The sequence below is a fragment of the Kitasatospora sp. NPDC048545 genome, from assembly GCF_040651155.1.
In the GTDB taxonomy this organism is placed as follows: Bacteria; Actinomycetota; Actinomycetes; order Streptomycetales; family Streptomycetaceae; genus Kitasatospora.
In genome coordinates this window covers 82,498-101,960 of sequence record NZ_JBEZIQ010000001.1, presented here as the reverse complement: position 1 = coordinate 101,960, position 19,463 = coordinate 82,498, and the positions used below count along the sequence as shown (strand labels likewise).

General features: G+C 72.2%; 21 protein-coding genes. 10 read left to right on the top strand and 11 right to left on the bottom strand.

Annotated elements, in window-relative coordinates; translation table 11 throughout:
• Positions 1–189 precede the first annotated feature (189 nt).
• The 4 genes from AB0D10_RS00455 to AB0D10_RS00440 all read left to right on the top strand — a co-directional run bounded on the left by AB0D10_RS00455 (position 190) and on the right by AB0D10_RS00440 (position 3,948).
• Positions 190–1,296: a beta-eliminating lyase-related protein gene (locus tag AB0D10_RS00455; RefSeq protein WP_360249706.1), complete on the top strand. Its 1,107-nt coding sequence runs from the start codon at positions 190–192 to the stop codon at positions 1,294–1,296.
• Positions 1,297–1,445: 149 nt separating this feature from the next.
• Positions 1,446–2,027 (top strand): NADAR family protein, encoded by a 582-nt coding sequence (locus AB0D10_RS00450; RefSeq protein WP_360248773.1) that lies wholly within the window; start codon positions 1,446–1,448, stop codon positions 2,025–2,027.
• The gene (locus AB0D10_RS00445; protein WP_360248770.1) at positions 2,024–2,746 is read left to right on the top strand and encodes a hypothetical protein; all 723 of its coding nucleotides are present in this window, start codon (positions 2,024–2,026) and stop codon (positions 2,744–2,746) included. The genes AB0D10_RS00450 and AB0D10_RS00445 overlap by 4 nt, the downstream gene beginning before the upstream one ends.
• A gap of 68 nt (positions 2,747–2,814) precedes the next feature.
• The gene (locus AB0D10_RS00440) at positions 2,815–3,948 is read left to right on the top strand and encodes a hypothetical protein (protein ID WP_360248767.1); all 1,134 of its coding nucleotides are present in this window, start codon (positions 2,815–2,817) and stop codon (positions 3,946–3,948) included.
• A gap of 94 nt (positions 3,949–4,042) precedes the next feature.
• Here the strand turns inward: AB0D10_RS00440 and AB0D10_RS00435 are convergent, their stop codons facing one another.
• A complete protein-coding gene (locus AB0D10_RS00435; protein ID WP_030233601.1) occupies positions 4,043–5,425 on the bottom strand; it encodes a glycine--tRNA ligase in 1,383 nt (460 codons plus the stop codon).
• Between the two features lie 191 nt (positions 5,426–5,616).
• Between AB0D10_RS00435 and AB0D10_RS00430 the strand changes: the two genes are divergently transcribed.
• The 4 genes from AB0D10_RS00430 to AB0D10_RS00415 are packed head-to-tail and all read left to right on the top strand — an operon-like array spanning position 5,617 to position 8,860.
• Positions 5,617–6,705, top strand: a complete 1,089-nt coding sequence (locus tag AB0D10_RS00430; RefSeq protein ID WP_360248764.1) for a metal ABC transporter substrate-binding protein — start codon at positions 5,617–5,619, stop codon at positions 6,703–6,705.
• A 15-nt stretch (positions 6,706–6,720) separates the two neighbouring features.
• Entirely contained in the window at positions 6,721–7,485 is a 765-nt protein-coding gene (locus tag AB0D10_RS00425; RefSeq protein ID WP_360248761.1) for a metal ABC transporter ATP-binding protein, read from the top strand.
• Positions 7,482–8,414: a metal ABC transporter permease gene (locus AB0D10_RS00420; protein WP_360248758.1), complete on the top strand. Its 933-nt coding sequence runs from the start codon at positions 7,482–7,484 to the stop codon at positions 8,412–8,414. The genes AB0D10_RS00425 and AB0D10_RS00420 overlap by 4 nt, the downstream gene beginning before the upstream one ends.
• Positions 8,415–8,449: 35 nt before the next feature.
• Positions 8,450–8,860 (top strand): Fur family transcriptional regulator, encoded by a 411-nt coding sequence (locus AB0D10_RS00415; protein ID WP_189918013.1) that lies wholly within the window; start codon positions 8,450–8,452, stop codon positions 8,858–8,860.
• A 113-nt stretch (positions 8,861–8,973) separates the two neighbouring features.
• Here AB0D10_RS00415 and AB0D10_RS00410 read toward each other — a convergent pair whose 3' ends face one another.
• The 4 genes from AB0D10_RS00410 to leuA form a co-directional block, all read right to left on the bottom strand.
• Positions 8,974–9,807: an isoprenyl transferase gene (locus AB0D10_RS00410; protein ID WP_360248755.1), complete on the bottom strand. Its 834-nt coding sequence runs from the start codon at positions 9,805–9,807 to the stop codon at positions 8,974–8,976.
• A gap of 4 nt (positions 9,808–9,811) precedes the next feature.
• Entirely contained in the window at positions 9,812–10,558 is a 747-nt protein-coding gene (gene recO / locus AB0D10_RS00405; protein WP_360248752.1) for a DNA repair protein RecO, read from the bottom strand.
• A 359-nt stretch (positions 10,559–10,917) separates the two neighbouring features.
• A complete protein-coding gene (locus tag AB0D10_RS00400; RefSeq protein ID WP_360248749.1) occupies positions 10,918–11,613 on the bottom strand; it encodes a TerB family tellurite resistance protein in 696 nt (231 codons plus the stop codon).
• Positions 11,614–11,863: 250 nt separating this feature from the next.
• On the bottom strand, positions 11,864–13,660 hold the full coding sequence (gene leuA / locus AB0D10_RS00395; RefSeq protein WP_360248746.1) for a 2-isopropylmalate synthase: 1,797 nt from the start codon (positions 13,658–13,660) through the stop codon (positions 11,864–11,866).
• A gap of 336 nt (positions 13,661–13,996) precedes the next feature.
• On the opposite strand from leuA, the gene AB0D10_RS00390 reads away from it, so the two are divergent.
• Entirely contained in the window at positions 13,997–15,019 is a 1,023-nt protein-coding gene (locus AB0D10_RS00390) for a M4 family metallopeptidase (protein ID WP_360248743.1), read from the top strand.
• Positions 15,020–15,168: 149 nt separating this feature from the next.
• Entirely contained in the window at positions 15,169–15,435 is a 267-nt protein-coding gene (locus AB0D10_RS00385) for a protealysin inhibitor emfourin (protein ID WP_360248740.1), read from the top strand.
• Positions 15,436–15,558: 123 nt separating this feature from the next.
• Here the strand turns inward: AB0D10_RS00385 and era are convergent, their stop codons facing one another.
• From era to AB0D10_RS00355, 6 genes are all read right to left on the bottom strand, one after another.
• Positions 15,559–16,488, bottom strand: coding sequence for a GTPase Era (era, locus tag AB0D10_RS00380; protein WP_049651090.1), 930 nt, complete (start codon positions 16,486–16,488; stop codon positions 15,559–15,561).
• 88 nt (positions 16,489–16,576) lie between these two features.
• Complete coding sequence (locus AB0D10_RS00375) at positions 16,577–16,744, bottom strand: hypothetical protein (RefSeq protein ID WP_360248737.1); 168 nt, start codon at positions 16,742–16,744, stop codon at positions 16,577–16,579.
• A 160-nt stretch (positions 16,745–16,904) separates the two neighbouring features.
• Complete coding sequence (locus AB0D10_RS00370) at positions 16,905–17,258, bottom strand: cytidine deaminase (RefSeq protein WP_360248734.1); 354 nt, start codon at positions 17,256–17,258, stop codon at positions 16,905–16,907.
• A gap of 28 nt (positions 17,259–17,286) precedes the next feature.
• Positions 17,287–17,832 (bottom strand): DUF4383 domain-containing protein, encoded by a 546-nt coding sequence (locus AB0D10_RS00365; protein WP_360248731.1) that lies wholly within the window; start codon positions 17,830–17,832, stop codon positions 17,287–17,289.
• Between the two features lie 26 nt (positions 17,833–17,858).
• Entirely contained in the window at positions 17,859–18,095 is a 237-nt protein-coding gene (locus AB0D10_RS00360; protein ID WP_360248728.1) for a hypothetical protein, read from the bottom strand.
• A gap of 33 nt (positions 18,096–18,128) precedes the next feature.
• Positions 18,129–19,454: a hemolysin family protein gene (locus AB0D10_RS00355; RefSeq protein WP_360248725.1), complete on the bottom strand. Its 1,326-nt coding sequence runs from the start codon at positions 19,452–19,454 to the stop codon at positions 18,129–18,131.
• Between the last annotated feature and the right edge of the window lie 9 nt (positions 19,455–19,463).

The following is a 19,463-nucleotide window of genomic DNA, read 5'->3' as shown; positions in this document are numbered from 1 at the left end:
GCCGGGACCATCGGGAGGCCGCCGGTCTCGGCAGGCATGAACCAGCCGACCCCGAAGGACTCGTCGAAGGTGCGGAGCCCGCCGCCGGCGGGGCCGGCGAGCAGGCGGACGGGGCCACGACGGTCCGGCGCCGACGACCTGCGGGAAAAGCAGTTGGTCCGCTCCGGCCACCGGTCCGACAATCACCGGATGACCGATGACCAGAGCGAGCTCCACCGGCGGCGCGCGGCCCGCATGTCCTGCAAGCGGTTCCTCTCCGGCGACCGCGCCCTCAGCATCCGCGAGCGCCTCGCCCGGCTCGCCGCCCTGGACGGCCTGGACGGCCTCCCCGACTTCTACGGCAGCGACGGCCCGGTGCGCGAGCTGGAGGAGCGGACCGCGGCGCTGCTGGGCAAGGAGGACGCGGTCTTCTTCCCCACCGGGACCATGGCCCAGCAGGTCGCGCTCCGCCACCACGCCGAACGCACCGGCAACCCGGCCGTCGTCCTCCACCCGCTCAGCCACATCGAGCGGCACGAACGCCACGCCTACACCCAGCTCACCGGTCTGCGCGGCCTCTGGCCCACCACCGAGCTGCGCCAGCCCACGCCGAAGGAACTCGCCGCGCTCGGCGAACCCTTCGGCACCCTGACCGTCGAACTTCCGCTGCGCGACCCGGGGTTCCTCCTCCCCACCTGGGACGAACTGACCGAACTCGTCGCGGCGGCCCGCGAGACCGGCGCCCGGGTGCACTTCGACGGCGCGCGCCTCTGGAACACCACGGTCCACTTCGGCAGGCCACTGGACGAGATCGCCGCCCTCGCCGACAGCGTCTACGTCTCCTACTACAAGGACCTCGGCGGCATCAGCGGAGCGGCGCTCGCCGGGGACGCCGCTCTCACCGCCCACGCCCGCACCTGGCGCCACCGCTACGGCGGCCAACTCTCCCAGCAGTGGCCGGCCGCCCTCGCCGCCCTCGACGGCCTGGACACCGTCCTCCCACGCGTCGCCGGCCACACCCGCCACGCCGCGACCCTCGTCCCGGCCCTGGCCGCACTCCCCGGAGCCCGCGTGTACCCGGACGTCCCGCCGACCCACGACTTCCAGCTCTGGCTCCCGCACCCGGCGAGGGCCCTCAACGCCGCGCACCTCGCGCTCGCCGAGCAGGAGGGCATCTGGTTCGTCCCGCACTGGTCGGACGCCGCCCCCGGCCTCGCCATGGCCGAGGTCCGCCTCGCCGGACCGGCGCGGGAGTGGACGGCGGACGAGGTGACGGAGGTCGGGCTGCGCTTCCTGGAGCTCGCCGCGGCGGGCTGACGGCATCGGCGTGCGGGCGTGCCACCCCAGGCGTGCCAGCGCACCACCCTCGGCGTGCGGGCGCACCCCCTCGGCGTACGGGCGCGCCCCCGAGGTGGTGCGCCGCAACCGGGTCGCTACCCCCCGACCCTTTGTGTCACTATGACGATATGAGCGAGATGCACGTGGGGGACCCCGCCGCCGTCCGGAGCCGCGAGGAACTGGCCGCACTGACGGCCGGCGGGGTGCACCCGAAGTGGGTGATGTTCTGGGGGCACACCGCCCGCAACGGCGGTGGCGGCACCCGGCAGGAGTGCCTGAGCCAGTGGTGGCCCGGCGAGTTCACCGTCAACGGGGTGACGTACGCGTCCGCCGAGCACTGGATGATGGCCGGCAAGGCCCGGATGTTCGGGGACGAGGCCATCGAACGGCAGATCCTGGCGGCCCGGACGCCCGCCGAGGCGAAGAAGCTGGGCCGACTGGTCGAGGACTTCGACGACGAGACCTGGGTGGCCGGCCGCTTCGAGCTGGTCGTGGCGGGCAACGTCGCGAAGTTCGGACAGGACGAGACGCTGCGCGCATACCTGCTGGGCACCGGCAGGCGGGTGCTGGTCGAGGCCAGCCCGGTGGACCGGATCTGGGGCATCGGGCTCGCGGCGGACGACATCCGGGCGCAGCGGCCCGACGAGTGGCGCGGGCTGAACCTGCTGGGCTTCGCGCTGATGGAGGCGCGGGCGCGGCTGGCCGCGTGAGCACGGTCGCGCCGCTGCTGAACGGGACGGTGGTGGTCTCGGCCGCCGTCTCGTACACGGTGGCGTTCTGCGCGATCGAGTGGGACCTGCGGAACCCGTACACCGTGGACGACCTGGTGCTGCGCGTGCTCTCGGCCGTCGTCACGCCGCCGCTGATCAACTGGCTGGCCCGGCGCGAACCCGCGGTCGGGAGCCCTCCCCGCAATCCGTTCCTCTTCGCGCTCGACCTGTGGGCGTACGGCCAGTTGATGCTGGTGCTGTACGACACCGCGCTGCTCTACAACCTGGCCCGGCTCGGCGCCCACCTCCTCCCCGCCGCGGCCGCGTCGGCGGTCCTCACCGCGACCCACCTGTTCCGCCGCTCCGCGACCTCACCGACCGGCCCGTACGTCGCCACGCTCGCGGCGACCATCGGCCGGGCGCTGGCGCTCTTCCTCGTGCCCGCCCTGGCGATCCGCTACGCGCAGACCTTCGCCACGCCCCGACTCGCCGCACTGGCGGGCCTGGTGGTGATCGGCGCGGCCGCCCGGCGGGACACCGTACGCCTCCTGCTTCCCGCCGTCGCCGCCGCGGCGGTCGGTTACGTCGTCGCCGTCCTCCTCCCGGGGCCGTACTACGAGGCGACCCTGCTGCGGAGCGCGACCGGCGCACTTCTTGCCGCGACCGCCGTCTGCGCGCTCCTTGACACCACTCGGGCACGACTGGTCGTGCGCTCTTAACTCCCCAGCCACATACCGACGTCAGGATGTCCTGCAGTCAGGGTCTGGATGGACAGGTTGGGGCGATCATGCGCATGCGGCCGACGGCACAATCCGCAGGCCAGCAGCTGGAGGGCGAGCAACAAGCCGCCGAACTCCGCGCAGAGCTGGACGAGTTACTCCGCGCGAGCCGCTATGCGAGCCAGCGTGAACGGCGACTGAACGAGGCGATCCGGGCCAGCCCGGGGCGGCAGCGGCCGGACGGCGACCTGCTGCGGCAGCTCGCCCAGGCCCGCACCCTCCGCGAGGGGCTGGGCGCCCGGTGTCTCCGACTCAGCGACCAGCTGGAGGCGTTGGAGACCCGGCTCAGACACCGGCAGCAGCAGGAACAGGAACCACCGCAGTACCGCTGGCAGCCTCCGGATCCCGGGCCCGAACCGGAACCCGCAGCCCCGAAGGCCCCGCCGCCCCCCGCCCGCCCCGACATCGGCGCCCTCACCGAGCGGATCACCACCCTCCACCGCACCGGCGCCCTCACCGAGGCCGCGGAGCTGCTCGACCAGGCCGCCACCCGCCTCGACGCCGCCGACGCCGCGCTGCTGGTCGGCATGCTCGCCCGGTACGGCCCGACCGGCGCCTCCCTCCACCTCGCCCGCGGCGCCGCGCGATCCACGCCCGAACACGCCGTCGCCGTCCTGGCGGAGCTGCGCGAACTGGGCCTGGCCGAGGAGGCCGCCGCGCTGTTCCACGCCTTCTGGGCCTACCCCGCCGCCTCCGTCCCCGGGCTGCTCTCGGCACTGGAGCGGGCCGGGCAGAACGCCGACAGCGCGACGCTCCTGTGGGAGTGGGGCTCGGCACCGACGCCCGAACTGACCTCCCTCGCCGCCTGCCTCCAGCAGCACGGCCGGCTCGGCGACGTCCGGACCCTGCTGCGCCAGGCCGTCGGCCGCCCCACCGCCGACCTCGCCTCGCTCGCCACCGAGCTGCCGCCCGCGCTCGCCACCGACCTGCTGCACGCGCTGGCGGCGCTCCGACCGCCCGTCGAACTCGTGCGCCTGGCAGCCGCGTTGGACGGCACCGGCAGCCGGGACCTGTACGGGCAGCTGCTGGGCGCGCTGCTCGCCGACGGCCCCCGCCACCGCACCACCCTCGCCGCCCTCCGCGCGGCCGGCCTGCCGACCGCCCCGCCCGCGGCGCCGCGCTCCCGCTGGGGACGGCGCTAGGCAGCAGCCGACGCCCGGTGCGTGGAGCAGATGCAGGAGCCCCCGCCCGCCCCGGTTCGGGGTGGACGGGGGCTCCCCGGCGGGAGGACCCGACCTAGCAGCCGATCAGGCGCGCACCGAGGTACGCCTTGACCTGGTCCAGCGAGACGCGCTCCTGCGACATGGTGTCGCGGTCGCGGACGGTCACCGCGTTGTCCTCGAGGGTGTCGAAGTCGACGGTGACGCAGAACGGCGTGCCGATCTCGTCCTGGCGGCGGTAGCGCTTGCCGATCGCGCCGGCGTCGTCGAACTCGACGTTCCACGCGGTGCGCAGGTCGGCGGCGAGGCCGCGGGCCTTCGGCGAGAGGTCGGCGTTGCGCGACAGCGGCAGGACGGCGACCTTGACCGGGGCCAGGCGCGGGTCGAGCCGCATGCCGACGCGCTTCTCCATGACGCCCTTGGCGTTCGGCGCCTCGTCCTCGAAGTAGGCGTCGATCAGGAAGGCCAGCATGGCGCGGTTGAGGCCGGCCGCCGGCTCGATGACGTACGGGAAGTAGCGCTCGCCGGACTCCTGGTCGAAGTACTTCAGGTCCTGGCCGGACGCCTCGCTGTGCACCCGCAGGTCGTAGTCGGTGCGGTTGGCGACGCCCTCCAGCTCGGAGAACTCACTGCCACCGAAGTTGAAGCGGTACTCGATGTCCACCGTGCGCTTGGCGTAGTGGGAGAGCTTCTCCTTCGGGTGCTCGAAGAAGCGCATGTTCTCGGTGCGCAGGCCGAGGCCGACGTACCAGTCCCAGCGCTGCTGCAGCCAGTACTCGTGCCACTGCTCGTCCTCGCCGGGCTTGACGAAGAACTCCATCTCCATCTGCTCGAACTCGCGGGTCCGGAAGATGAAGTTGCCGGGGGTGATCTCGTTGCGGAAGCTCTTGCCGGTCTGGGCGATGCCGAACGGCGGCTTCTTGCGCGACGTGGTCTGGACGGCCTTGAAGTTGGTGAAGATGCCCTGGGCGGTCTCGGGGCGCAGGAACGCCAGGCCGCTGGCCTCCTCGGTGACACCGAGGTGGGTCTTCAGCATGCCCGAGAAGTCCTTGGGCTCGGTGAACTGGCCCTTGGTGCCGCAGTCGGGGCAGTTGACGTCCTTGAGGCCGTTCGGCGGCGGGAAGCCGTGCTTGGCCTCGTACTTCTCCTCCAGGTGGTCGGCCCGGTGGCGCTTGTGGCAGGAGAGGCACTCGGTCAGCGGGTCGTTGAAGGTGGCGACGTGGCCGGAGGCCTCCCAGACCTCGCGGGCGAGGATCACCGACGAGTCGAGTCCGACGACGTCCTCACGGGCCTGGACCATCGCGCGCCACCACTGGCGCTTGATGTTCTCCTTGAGCTCGACACCCAGCGGCCCGTAGTCCCAGGCGGCACGCGTGCCGCCGTAGATCTCGCTGCAGGGGTAGACGAAGCCACGGCGCTTGCTCAGGCTGACGATCGTGTCGATCTTGTCGGCGGCCACAGTGCTCTCTTCAGTACGTACGGCACGGTCAGGGCACGGCTGGTTGCGCGTACCCGAATACCTCAGGTTACCGGCCATATGGGTACGTGATTCAAATCGGTATCGTCCGGCCGCCCCCACTCTTCGCCACCTGCCGTTCACCCGTCCGAGTGAGTTGACAATCATTTCCATCTGAGATGAGAATGATTGTCATGATGATCGGACGACGTACCCGCAGCTCCATAGCCCTCGCCGCCACCGCCCTCGTCTCCTCCCTCGTCCTCACCGCCTGCGGAGGCAGCAGCAGTGCCGACAGCGGCAACGGCAAGCTCAAGGTCGTCGCGTCCTTCTACCCGATGGAGTTCCTCGCCCGGCAGATCGGCCAGGAGCACGTCACGGTCACCGACCTCACCGCCGCCGGCATCGAGCCGCACGACCTGGAGCTCACCGCCAAGCAGGTCGGCGCCGTCCAGAAGGCCGACGCGATCATCTACCTCAAGGGCCTGCAGCCCACCGTCGACCAGGCCGTCGCGCAGTCCTCCAGCAAGCACCGGATCGACGCCACCGCCGCCAGCCCGCTGGTCGACCACCACCTCGACGAGGGCGAGGCGGCCGGCGGCCACAAGCACGAGGGCCCGGTCGGCGACCCGCACATCTGGCTCGACCCGACCCGCTACGCGGCGATCGCCAGGAGCGTCGGCGACGAGTTCGCCAAGGCTGACCCGACCCACGCCGAGGACTACCGGAAGAACACCGACGCGCTGGTCACCTCGCTCACCGCGCTCGACCAGGACTTCCGGACCGGACTGAAGGACACCCGGACCAGGACCTTCGTCACCAGCCACGCCGCCTTCGGCTACCTCGCCGACCACTACGGCCTCACCCAGGTCGCCATCAACGGCGTCGACCCGGAGTCCGAGCCCACCCCGGCCCGCCTCGCCGCCGTGCAGAAGGCCGCCAAGGACAACGGCGTCACCACGATCTTCTTCGAGACCCTGGTCAGCCCCAAGCTCGCCGACACCGTCGCCAAGGACCTCGGCCTCAAGACCGCCGTCCTGGACCCGCTGGAGGGCGTCAAGGACCCCTCCAAGGACGACTACCTCACCGTCATGAAGCAGAACCTGGCCAACCTCCGGGCCGCCCTCGGCGCCACGACCGGCACCGGCACCACGACCGGCACCGACGCCCCGGCCGCGCCGGACACCCCGGCCGCGAGCAGCACCCCGGACGCCACCCCGGCCGCAAGCCCGGCCGCAAGCCCGGCCGGCCAGGACGCCACCACCCCTGCCGCCACCAGCTGACGGGACGCGAACACCATGACCCACGCGATACCCCCGGCCGTCCGCCTCCGTGACGCCGTCGCCTCCCGCGGCGGCCGACCGGTGCTGCGCGGCGTCGACCTCACCGTCCGGCCCGGCGAGGTCGTCGCCCTGCTGGGCGCCAACGGCTCCGGCAAGTCGACCACCGTCAAGACCGTGATCGGCTCCGTCCCCCTGGAGCACGGCACCCTGGAGCTGTTCGGCGCCCCGTACGGCTCCTTCCGCGCCTGGCACCGCATCGGGTACGTCCCGCAGCGCACCACCGCCGCCTCCGGCGTCCCGGCCACCGTGCGCGAGGTCGTCTCCACCGGCCGGCTGCCCCAGCACCGGCTGCTGCCGTTCCGCCGCAAGGACCGCGAGGCGGTGGACCGCGCGCTGGCCGCCGTCGGCATGCTGGAGCGGGCCGGGGACGGCGTGGCCGACCTGTCCGGCGGCCAGCAGCAGCGGGTGCTGATCGCCCGCGCCCTGGTCGGCTCCCCCGACCTGCTGATCATGGACGAGCCGATGGCCGGCGTGGACTCCGCCAGCCAGCAGGTGCTCGCCGAAACCCTGCGCACCGAGGTCGGCCGCGGCGCCGCCGTCCTCCTCGTCCTGCACGAACTCGGGCCGCTGGAGCCGCTGATCGACCGCGCCGTCGTCCTGCGGGACGGCTGCGTCGCCCACGACGGCCCGCCCGTGCCCAATACCGGCCTGCACGCGCTGCCCGGCCACGACCACGTCCACCCGCACGCCGACCTGACCCCGCCGAGGCTGCTCGCATGACCGAGATGCTGTCCTACGACTTCATGCAGCGCGCCCTGCTCGCCGCCGTCCTGGTCGGGATCACCGCCCCCGCCGTCGGCATCTACCTGGTGCAGCGCCGCCAGGCCCTGATGGGCGACGGCATGGGCCACGTCGCGATGACCGGCGTCGGCCTCGGCTTCATCTTCCAGACCAGCCCGGTCTGGATGGCCGTGCTGGTCTGCGTGCTCGGCGCCGTCACCATGGAGCTGGTCCGCTCGCGCGGCAACCAGCGCGGCGACATCGCCCTCGCGATGCTCTTCTACGGCGGCATGGCCTGCGGCAAGCTGCTCGTCTCGCTCTCCGCCGAGGCCGGCGCCGGCTCGCTGGAGAGCTACCTGTGGGGCTCGATCCTCACCGTCGCCCCCGCCGACCTGGCCGCCATCGCGGTGCTCGGCGCGGTGGTCATCGCGGTCACCGTCGGCCTGCGCCGCCAGCTCTTCGCGATCTGCCAGGACGAGGACTTCGCCCGGGTGACCGGCCTGCCGGTGCGCACCCTCAACCTGCTGCTGGCCGTGATGGCCGCGGTCACCGTCACCGTCGCCATGCGGGTGGTCGGACTGCTGCTGGTCAGCGCCCTGATGGTGGTCCCGGTGGTCGCCGCCCAGCAGCTCACCCGTTCCTTCGCCGCCACCCAGGCCGCCTCGATCGCGCTCGGCGTGGTGGTCTCGCTGGCCGGCGTCACCGGCTCGTACCAGCTCGACGTGCCCTCCGGCCCGGCCATCGTGCTGCTCGCCATCGCGGTCTTCGCGGTGTTCAGCGCGCTCGCCGCGCCGCTCGCCCGGCGGCGCCACCGCGCCGACACCGAGCAGGGACCGAAGGTCTGCGACGTCGAACTGCCGGTCCAGTCGCCGGACCGCACTTCCTCCGGCACGACCGCCCCTGAGGGGCGGGCCGGGCTGGCACAATGAGGTGCGAGACGACCACGACCCCAGGAGGACCCACGGTGACCACCGCAGGCCCGTCGCCGCGCGCCCGATCGACCCGGCAGCGTGCCGCCGTCTCGGCGGCCCTGGACGAGATCGCGGACTTCCGCAGCGCGCAGGAGCTCCACGACCTGCTCAAGCACCGCGGGGACTCCGTCGGTCTGACCACGGTCTACCGCACCCTGCAGTCGCTCGCGGACGCCGGTGAGGTGGACGTGCTGCGCACCGCCGACGGCGAGGCGGTCTACCGCCGGTGCAGCAGCGGGCACCACCACCACCTGGTCTGCCGGCACTGCGGCGCCACCGTCGAGGTGGAGGGCCCCGCGGTGGAACGCTGGGCGAACTCCGTCGCCGCCGAGCACGGCTTCAGCGACATCGCGCACACGCTGGAGATCTTCGGCACCTGCGCGGAGTGCGCCAAGAAGGCCTGAGCCCCGCACGCCGTCCGCTCGCGGCCCGCGCACGACGAAGAGGACCCCCCGGGATCTGCCCGGTGGGTCCTCTTCGTCGTGCGCGGGGGCTGCGCCGGCCCGTCCGGTCGGCGTCAGAGCCGGGACGGCCGCGGGGCGGGCAGCTCGTTCGGGATCGCCCCGCCGAAGCGCCGGTCGCGCATCGCGTACTGCTCGCAGGCGCGCCACAGGTCGCGCCGGTCGAAGTCCGGCCAGAGCACGTCCTGGAACACGAACTCGGCGTAAGCCGACTGCCAGAGCAGGAAGTTGGAGGTGCGCTGCTCCCCACTGGGGCGCAGGAAGAGGTCCACGTCCGGCATGTCCGGGTGGTACATGTACTTGGCGAGGGTCTTCTCGTTGACCTTCTTCGGGTCCAGCTTCCCGGCCGCGACGTCGCGGGCGATCCCCTGCGCCGCGTCCGCGAGCTCGGCCCGGCCACCGTAGTTGACGCACATGTAGAGCGTGACGGCGTCGTTGTCCTTGGTGTGCTCCTCGGCGACCTGGAGCTCCTGGACGACGCTCTTCCACAGCTTGGGCATCCGGCCGGCCCAGCGGATCCGCACGCCCATCGCGCCCATCTCCTCGCGGCGGCGGGCGATGACGTCCCGGTTGAAGTTCATCAGGAACTTCACCTCGTCGGGCGAGCGCTTCCAGTTCTCGGTGGAGAAGGCGTACAGCGAGATGTTCTTGACCCCGAGCTCGATGGCGCCGGCGAGGACGTCCAGCACCACGGACTCGCCGACCTTGTGGCCCTCGGTGCGCGGCAGTCCGCGCTCCTTGGCCCATCGGCCGTTGCCGTCCATCACGATGGCGACGTGGCCGGGGACCAGCTCGCCGGGGATCTTCGGGGGCTGTGCGCCGCTGGGGTGCGGGGTCGGGGGCGCGTACGCCCGCTGCTTGCCGCCGCCGAAGAGCCGTCGCGCTGCCATGTGCTCACTTCTCCACGTATCTCATCGAGCGGATGCCCCGCTCCAGGTGCCACTGCAGATAGGCCGCGACCAGGCCGCTGCCCTCCCGCCAGTACCGCGGCTCGCAGGCGTCGGCCGTCCGCCAGTCCCCTGACAACAGCGCCCCGAGCAGTACCAGTGTCTCAGGGGAGGGTACGGCACATCCGGGGACACGGCAGTCCGCGCAGAGCACCCCGCCCGCCTGGAGCGAGAAGAAACGGTTCGGCCCGTCCAGGCCGCACTTGGCACAGTCGGTGAAGCTCGCGCCGTACCCGTTCACCGCGAGCGACCGCAGCAGGAAGGCGTCCAGCACCAGGTGCGACTCGTGCAGCCCCGCCGCCAGCGTGCGCAGCCCGCCCACCAGCAGCAGGTACTGCTGCACGGCGGGCTCGCCCTCGTTCTCGGCGAAGCGCTCGGCCGTCTCCAGCATCGCCGTGCCGGCGGTGTAGCGGCCGTAGTCGGTGACGATCGACCCGCCGTACGGCGCGATGGTCTCCACCTGGGTGCAGAGCGGCAACCCGCGGCCGACCAACTCACTCCCCCGGCTGAAGAACTGCACGTCCACGTGCGAGAACGGCTCCAGGCGGGCACCGAACTTGGACTTGGTCTTCCGCACCCCGCGCGCCACCGCCCGCACCTTGCCGTGCTGGCGGGTCAGCAGGGTGATGATCCGATCGGCCTCGCCGAGCTTCTGCGCCCGCAACACGACGCCGTCGTCCCGGAAAAGACTCATGGGGACCATTGTCCCCCAGCCACGGACAACCGCGGACAGCCGTGTTGCCCGCACCGGGGCCGTGGGGGAGGACCACTGCGGTGCGGGTCACGGCGGGCCCGGAGGGGGGTTCGGGCCCGTTTTTGTGGGGGATCTCGGAGATGGTCCACGGGTGGTCGACGGTCGGGGTCGACGGTCAGGGGGTGTGACGTGGCCGCAGGGGCCGGGGGCCGACGGTGTCTCGGGGGTGGGCGGTGTCTCCGGGGTCGACGGTGTCTCGGGGGTGGGCGGTGTCTCGGGGGCCGGCGGTGGCCGACGGCCGTCGACGGTGTCCCGCGGGGTCGGCGCTGCGCTCGCGGCTCGTCGTGCGCCCGGGCGGGCTACTTGTACGGGGTCCGGGTCGCCGCCTCCAGCAGCGCCCCGACCCGGGCCTTCGGCAGGTCCAGGCAGCGCCCGACCGTGGCCAGCGCCTCGCGCTCCTGCGGCAGGTACCGACCGTCGGCCAGGGCGATCGCCGCGCCCTGCAGCAGCAGCCGCTCGCGGCCCTGGTGGGCGATGTGGGGGGTGAGCGGTTCGAGCACCGCGTGCAGTTCCACGGCCAGGCCGCCGGTGTCCCCCAGCCTCCGGCCGGGGGGCGACTCCAGTTCGTGGGCCTCGTAGAGCTCGCCGCCGAGTCCGGACAGCGCCGCGAGCGCGGCCAGCACCTGGGCCTCGCCGCAGTCCTCGAACCCGGCCTCGCGCACCGCCGCGCAGGCCGCCTCGCGGGCCGCCCGGTGGGCGGTGCCGCCGGCCGCGAGCAGGGTCAGCGCGATGGTGTACTGCGCGTCCCGCAGCATCCCGCCCAGTCGCACGCAGGTCGGCTGTTCCAGGCTCTCGACTCCGTACCGGCCGTGGCAGCTGGTGCACTGCACGCTGCCGATCACCGGTCCGAGCGGGAGCACCGGGGTCCCCAGCAACCGCAGCCACCGCCGGCCGTGCTGCCGGCGGTAGTTGCGGTCCCCGCCGCAGCCCGGGCAGAAGAAGTCACCGAGAACGTCAGTCCGCCACCGCGGGCGAACACCCCACAACCTGGACACGGCGCCACTCCCCAGACATGGCAGGCGGCCTGCTCGACGATGGGCAGGTCACGCGACCGGACACCGGGCCGTCCCACCGACCCGGCCTTCCGGTGGATCGATGTTGCCACGGTTACCGGCACGTGTCAGTACCTCGAACGGCTTCCGATCCCAAAAAATGTGGCGCAGGACACAGCGCCCCGACGGCGGTGCCGGAGCACGGCGAAGGGCCGCCCCGCAGGACGGCCCCGCCGCGTGCCACTCGTACGAACTACCCGCGCTGCGACCGGTTGACGGCGCTGATCATCGCCTTCAGCGAGGCCAGCACGGTGTTGCCGTCGATCCCCACGCCCCACAGCACCTTGCCGTCCACCGCGCACTCGACGTAGGCGGCGGCCTGGGCGTCACCGCCCTCGCTCAGCGCGTGCTCGGCGTAGTCCAGGACGCGGACGTCGAAGCCGATCCGGGCCAGCGCGTCCGCGAAGGCCGAGACCGGGCCGTTGCCGGTACCGCTCAGCGCCACCGGGGCGCCGTCCACCACGGCCTCCGCGGTCAGCGCGTCCCGGCCGTCCTCGGTGGTCAGGGTGCGCGAGCCGCTCAGCGACAGCCGGCCCCACGGGTTGCCCGTGGTCGGCAGGTACTCGTCCTCGAAGACCCGCCAGATCTCCGCCGGGGTGACCTCGCCGCCCTCGGCGTCGGTCTTGGCCTGGATGATCCGGGAGAACTCGATCTGCATCCGGCGCGGCAGGTCCAGCTTGTGGTCGTTCTTCAGGACGTACGCCACCCCGCCCTTGCCGGACTGGCTGTTGACCCGGATGACCGCCTCGTACGTGCGGCCGACGTCCTTCGGGTCGATCGGCAGGTACGGCACGCCCCAGGTGTGCTCCTCCACCGGCACGCCCGCCGCCTTCGCGTCCGCCTCCAGGGCGTCGAAGCCCTTCTTGATGGCGTCCTGGTGCGAGCCGGAGAAGGAGGTGTACACCAGGTCACCGGCGTACGGGTGGCGCGGGTGCACCTCCATCTGGTTGCAGTACTCGGCGGTGCGGCGCACCTCGTCGATGTCGGAGAAGTCGATCTGCGGGTCGATGCCCTGCGAGAACAGGTTCATCCCCAGCGTCACCAGGTCGACGTTGCCGGTCCGCTCGCCCTGCCCGAACAGACACCCCTCGATGCGGTCCGCGCCCGCCATGTACGCCAGTTCGGCGGAGGCGACGGCGGTGCCGCGGTCGTTGTGCGGGTGGACCGACAGGCAGACGAACTCGCGGCGCGACAGGTTGCGCGACATCCACTCGAACTGGTCGGCCTGGACGTTCGGGGTGGCCCGCTCGATGGTGGCCGGCAGGTTCAGGATGATCTCGCGGCCCTCGCCGGGCTGCCAGACGTCCATGACCGCCTCGCAGACCTCCAGCGCGAAGTCCAGCTCGGTGTCGACGAAGATCTCCGGCGAGTACTGGTAGCCGAAGACGGTGTCGTCGCCCAGCAGCTTCTCCGCGTACTCCATCACCAGCCGAGTGCCGTCGGTGGCGATCGCCCTGGTCGCCACCCGGTCGTTGCGGAACACCACCCGGCGGAACAGCGGCGCCGTCGCGTTGTACAGGTGGACGGTCGCGCGCGGGGCGCCGACCAGCGACTCGACGGTCTTCTCGATCAGCTCCTCGCGGGCCTGCGTCAGCACCGAGATGGTGACGTCCTCGGGGATCGCCCCCTCCTCGATCAGCGACCGTACGAAGGCGTGGTCGGTCGCCCCGGAGGAGGGGAACCCGACCTCGATCTCCTTGTAGCCCATCGCGACCAGCAGGTCGAACATCTTGCGCTTGCGAGCCGGGGACATCGGGTCGATCAGGGCCTGGTTGCCGTCCCGCAGGTCGGTCGAGAGCCAGCGCGGCGCCTTGGTGATCACGGCGTCCGGCCAGGTGCGGTCCGCCAGGTCCACGGCGCCGAACGGCAGGTAGCGCCCGTACCGCATGCCCGAGGGCTGCTGGCGCACGGAGGCGGCGGTGATCGGGGTGGGCCGGTCGACGAAGGCCGGGGCGGCGGGGACGGACGCGGCGGAGGTCTGCTCGGTCATGAGGTGACTCTCGGCTTCCTGTGGATGCGTGGTGCGGGCGGGTCGGGAGGGATCAACACCGACTGGCCGGCCTCTGCTGCCGCTGCACGACCCGCCGTTGGGTCGCCCGATGACGCGCACAGCTCGTTCCCCGCGGCGAGGGAGCCGGCCCCAGTGGACTACAGGCCCTCGACGCGGCAGCTAAGAAGAAGCAGCCCGTTGCGCATGATGGGACCCAGCGTAACCCAGCGCCGCGCGCCCCCGAAGTGATCCGGGCCCCCGTTCCACTCCTTGAGACGTCGACCGGCCATGTCAAGGGTGATGACATCCGGTCATCGGGGCCTCACTCTGGGCCACATGACTGCAGTAGTACCGATCTGCGCGATCGTCCCGCCGTACGTCCTGGACCGCCTCGCCGAGGCCGGTCACGAAGCCGCCGTCCACTCCCTCGCGCTCGACGCCGCCCACCGTGCGGCCCGCCTCTCCCCGCCCCCGCCCGCCGGCGGCGCCCCGGGACTCGACCGGGTGGTCTCCGACGCCGGCCACGGCCAGCGACTGCCCGGCCGCACCGCGCGCACCGAGGGCCAGGCGGCCGTCACCGACGCCTCCGTCAACCACGCCTACGACGGCCTCGGCGCCACCTTCGCGCTCTACGCCGACGCCTTCGGCCGGCGCTCGATCGACGACCGCGACCTGCGGCTGGACGCCAGCGTCCACTACGGCCGCAACTACGACAACGCCTTCTGGAACGGCCACCGGATGGTCTTCGGCGACGGCGACGGCGAGATCTTCGGCGACTTCACCGCCTGCATCGACGTCATCGGCCACGAACTCACCCACGGCGTAACCCAGTTCACCGCCGGACTGGACTACCAGGACCAGCCCGGCGCGCTCAACGAGTCGGTCTCCGACGTCTTCGGCTCGCTGGTCAAGCAGTACGCGCTGCACCAGGCCGCCGCCGACGCGGACTGGTTGATCGGCGCCGGCCTGCTCGCCCCCGGGATCCAGGGCGTGGCACTGCGCTCGATGAAGGCGCCCGGCACCGCCTACGACGACCCCCGGCTCGGCAAGGACCCGCAGCCCGCACACATGCGGGACTACGTGAACACCGCCGAGGACAACGGCGGGGTGCACATCAATTCCGGCATCCCCAACCACGCGTTCTACCTGCTGGCCACCGCCCTCGGCGGCTCGGCCTGGGAGCGCGCCGGGCGGATCTGGTACGACGCGCTGACCGGGCGCACGCTGCCGGCCGACGCCGGCTTCACCGCCTTCGCCCGGGCCACCGTGGCCGCCGCCAAGGCCCGCTACCCCGACCAGTCCTCGATCGCGGACACCGTCACGGCCTCCTGGGCGCAGGTCGGCGTCAGCCCGGGGTGACCGGAAGCCCCGGGCCGGGTCTCCGGGCCGGGCCTCCGGGCCGGGCCTCCGACCGACCGAGACCGGTTGAGACCGGGTTGAGGTGCGCTTAAGGTCACGGTCCGGGAAAAGCGCCGCAAAAGCCTTCCCTGCGTAGCACCATGGACACCATGCGTATCCAGGTGACCCGGACCGGCGGCTTCGCGGGAATCGTCCGCCACGCGGAGCTCGACACCGCCGAGCGCACGGACGCCCCGCACGTCCACGCGCTCGCCCGCGAGGCCGTCGCGGGCGGGTTGCGCGCCCCCTCCTACGGGGTGCCGGACGGCTTCCACTACGAGATCACCGTCGACGGCCGGAAGGTCTACTGCGCCGATCCGAAGCTCACCGACTCGCAGCGGGAGCTGGTGTCACTGGTGTTGCGCGAGGGCGCCTAGGATCCGCCTTCCGGCCCCTGCCCGTGGGGCCGGGGAACGGCGGTGGCCCGCCCGGACGCTGCACGTCCGGACGGGCCACCGGCCATCCCGTTCTCGTCGAACTCCCTTTCCGGGAGGGCTGGTTCAGAAGCCGAGCTTGCGCAGCTGCTTCGGGTCGCGTTGCCAGTCCTTGGCGACCTTGACGTGCAGGTCGAGGTAGACCGGCGTGCCGAGCAGTGCCTCGATGTGCTTGCGGGCGGTGGTGCCGACGTGCTTGAGCCGCGCGCCCTTGGCGCCGATCACGATCGCCTTCTGGCTCTGCCGCTCGATGTAGACGTTGGCGTGGATGTCCAGCAGCGGGCGGTCCGCCGGGCGGCCCTCGCGCGGGAGCATCTCCTCGACCACGACGGCCAGCGAGTGCGGCAGCTCGTCCCGCACGCCTTCGAGCGCGGCCTCGCGGATCAGCTCGGCCACCATGATCTGCTCGGGCTCGTCGGTGAGGTCGCCCGCCGGGTAGAGCTGGTCGCCCTCCGGCAGCAGCTTGGTGAGCAGGTCGGCGACCAGCTCCACCTGCTTGTCGCCGACCGCGGAGACCGGGATGATCTCGGCCCACTCGAAGCCCAGCTCGATGCCGAGCTGGTGGATGGCGATCAGCTGCTCGGCCAGGCGCTTGGAGTCGACCAGGTCGGTCTTGGTGACGATGGCGACCTTCGGGGTCTTCTTGATCCCGGCGATCTCCTTGGCGATGAACTTGTCGCCAGGGCCGATCTTCTGGTCGGCGGGCAGGCAGAAGCCGATCACGTCGACCTCGGCCCACGTGGTGCGGACCAGGTCGTTGAGGCGCTCGCCGAGCAGCGTGCGCGGCTTGTGGAGGCCGGGGGTGTCGACCAGTACGAGCTGGGCGTCGGGGCGGTGCACGATGCCGCGCACGGTGTGCCGGGTGGTCTGCGGTCGGTCGGAGGTGATCGCGACCTTCGTCCCCACCAGGGCGTTGGTCAGGGTCGACTTGCCCGCGTTGGGCCGGCCGACGAAGCACGCGAACCCGGAGCGGTACGAGGAGGAAGGGGCATTCATGGGCTCCATTCTCCCTGATCACCGGAGCCCCGCCGTCCGGGGTCGTCCGAGGGGGCTCCGACGGCCGCGGGCGCGCCCGGCGCGGGGCTCAGCCCTTCTTGCCGCCCTTGCCGCCGCCGGGGATCAGCGAGACCACCACCAGCACCAACAGGAAGGCCAGCGAACCGAACAGCCAGACCTGCGATCCGGTCTCCTGCCACTTGCCCAGCCCCATCACGAACAGCAGCAGCCCGGCGAAGAACGCCACCGCCCCCATGTCCCAGTCCCCTCACCGAGTCCACTCCCCCGGTGAGATTATCTGCAGAAACCATGGGGGCAATCACGCCGGGCCTCCCCGGCTGGAAAGGCCTCCCCGAGGCCCCCGCCGACGTTCCCGACGGCGCCCCGCCCCGCCTCCGACGCCCCCGCGCGAGGCCTCAGCGCGCCTCGGCGGCCACCCGCAGCACCCCGTCCGGACCGGCCAGCAGCACCGGCGTCCCCGCCCCGCCCAGGTCCCGCACGGCGGCCAGGTCCGCCTCGGCGGGCTGCTCCGCCTCGCTCACCACGGCCGCCGCCTCCAGCGACCTGGCGCCACTGGCCACCGCCATCGCCACCGCCGTCTGCAGTGCGCTCAGCCGCAGCGACTCCAGGGCGACCGTCCCGGCCACGTAGGTGCGACCGGTCTCGTCACGCACCGCGGCCCCCTCGGGGACGCCGTTGCGGGCGCGGGCCGAGCGGGCCAGGGTGATGATCTTCTTGTCTTCGGGGTCAAGCTCGACGATGTCACTCATGCCGCCGAGCATAGGGACCCGTCGCGGATCAGTGGCCGACCGGGTGGGTCGGGCCCGGGTTCGGGTTCATGACCTTGACGAAGGTCTTCGGCCCGGACGGCATCGGCTCCTCGTTCTCCGCGCGGTGGCGCCAGTACGGGTTGTCGTGCGGCAGGTGGCTGCTCACCCGGCCGTACATGCCGAAGGTCGTCAGGACGACCCCGAAGAGGAACGCGAACAGCACGTTCGACATCCGGAAGTTGAGGATGTTGGCGTCCGGGCGTCCGAGCACCGCCAGGCCGTAGAAGCCGGACACCACGAACAGCACGCCCACCACCATGTTCAGGTTGGCGGCGAAGTTCCCGCCGATCACCGCGCCGAGCACCAGGACCGCGCCCACCACGATGGACAGGACGGCCAGCGTCCCGTTGGTCGACAGCCCGACGATCCGATCCCCCTCGGTGTCCAGGAAACCCGGGTGGTCGGCCAGCCCGAGGGCGCCGAACACGATCAGGAAGACCCCCCCGAGTCCCGCTCCGATCCGCCAGACCATGAGGAGCTTGTGGTCGACGGGCAGTTCGTCTTGCAGCTTCATGGCGACCTCCATGGCTCGGCCACGGCCTAGCTGTAGGGATGGCTCCCCTGCATGTGCGGCACCTCGTGCATGTAGAGCGAGCCGCACTGCTGGCAGCACCGCAACCCGGTCCCCCACTCCTGCTCGGGCCGCGTCTCGGCGTCGTCGGGCATGGTGCGCCCGCAGAGCGCCACCGACAGGTCCTCGTCCCGCACCACGTGCCAGGACTTGACTCCGCCGGCCGCCCCCTGCGGGCCGTACTCCGCGCGAAGTTTGTGCGTCATGCCCTCCATGGTCGCTCGGCGACCGCACACCCGCTACTCGCCCGCCGGGTCCTCGGGGTCGTCGGTGGCGCGGACCGGGGCGGCGACCACGGAGCCGATGCGGTTGCGGCGGCCGGCCGAGGACTCGGCGGTCAGCAGGATGCCGGTCAGGCCGTCCTCGACGGGTTCCGGCAGCGGGATCTCGCAGGCGGAGCCGGGGATCGGTACCCGGCCGAGGTGCTTGGCCAGCAGGCCGCCGACGGTCTCGACGTCCTCGTCCTCCAGCTCGATGCCGAACAGCTCGCCCAGGTCCTCCACCAGGAGGCGGGCGGTGATCCGGTACGAGCCGTCACCGAGGTCCTCCACCGGCGCGATCTCCCGGTCGTACTCGTCGGTGATCTCGCCGACGATCTCCTCCAGGACGTCCTCGATGGTGACCAGGCCGGCCGTGCCGCCGTACTCGTCGATCACGATCGCGACGTGCGAGCGGCGCTGCTGCATCTCGCGCAGCAGGTCGCCGGCCGGCTTGGAGTCCGGGACGAAGACGGCCGGGCGCATCACCGCGCCGACCTCCTCGGCCTCCGCCTCCCGGTTGATGTGGGTACGCCGCACCAGGTCCTTGAGGTAGACGATGCCGACCACGTCGTCCTCGTTGTCGCCGACCACCGGGATCCGCGAGAAGCCCGAGCGCAGCGCCAGAGTGAGCGCCTGACGGACGGTCTTGTGGCGCTCGATCATCACCAGGTCGGTGCGCGGCACCATCACCTCGCGCACGATGGTGTCGCCCAGTTCGAAGACCGAGTGCACCATCCGGCGCTCCTCGTCCTCGATCAGGTCGTCCTTCTCGGCGAGGTCCACCAGCGCCCGCAGCTCCGCCTCGGAGGCGAACGGCCCCTCCCGGTAGCCCTTGCCCGGGGTCAGCGCGTTGCCGAGCAGGATCAGCAGCCGCGGGATCGGGCCGAGCACGGCGGCCAGCGGCAGCAGCACGAAGGAGGCCGCGGTGGCCGTGGTGAGCGGGTGCTGGCGCCCGATCGTGCGCGGCGAGACTCCCACCGCGACGAAGGACACCAGCACCATCACGCCGAACGCCAGCAGGACGGCCTGCCAGGTCGGGGTGACGTTGCGCACGCACACCACGGTGACCAGGACGGCCGCCGCCATCTCGCTGGCCACCCGGATCAGGGTGGCCAGGTTGAGGTAGCGGATCGGGTCGGAGGCGAGGGTCAGCAGCCGCGCGGAGCCGCGCCGTCCGACCCGGACGGCCTCCTCCGCCCGGAACCGGGAGACCCGGGAGATGCCCGCCTCGGCGCACGCGGCCAGCCAGCCGAGCACGACGAGCAGCACGGCACCCAGGATGAAGCTCGTACTCTCACCACTCACAGGGGTTCG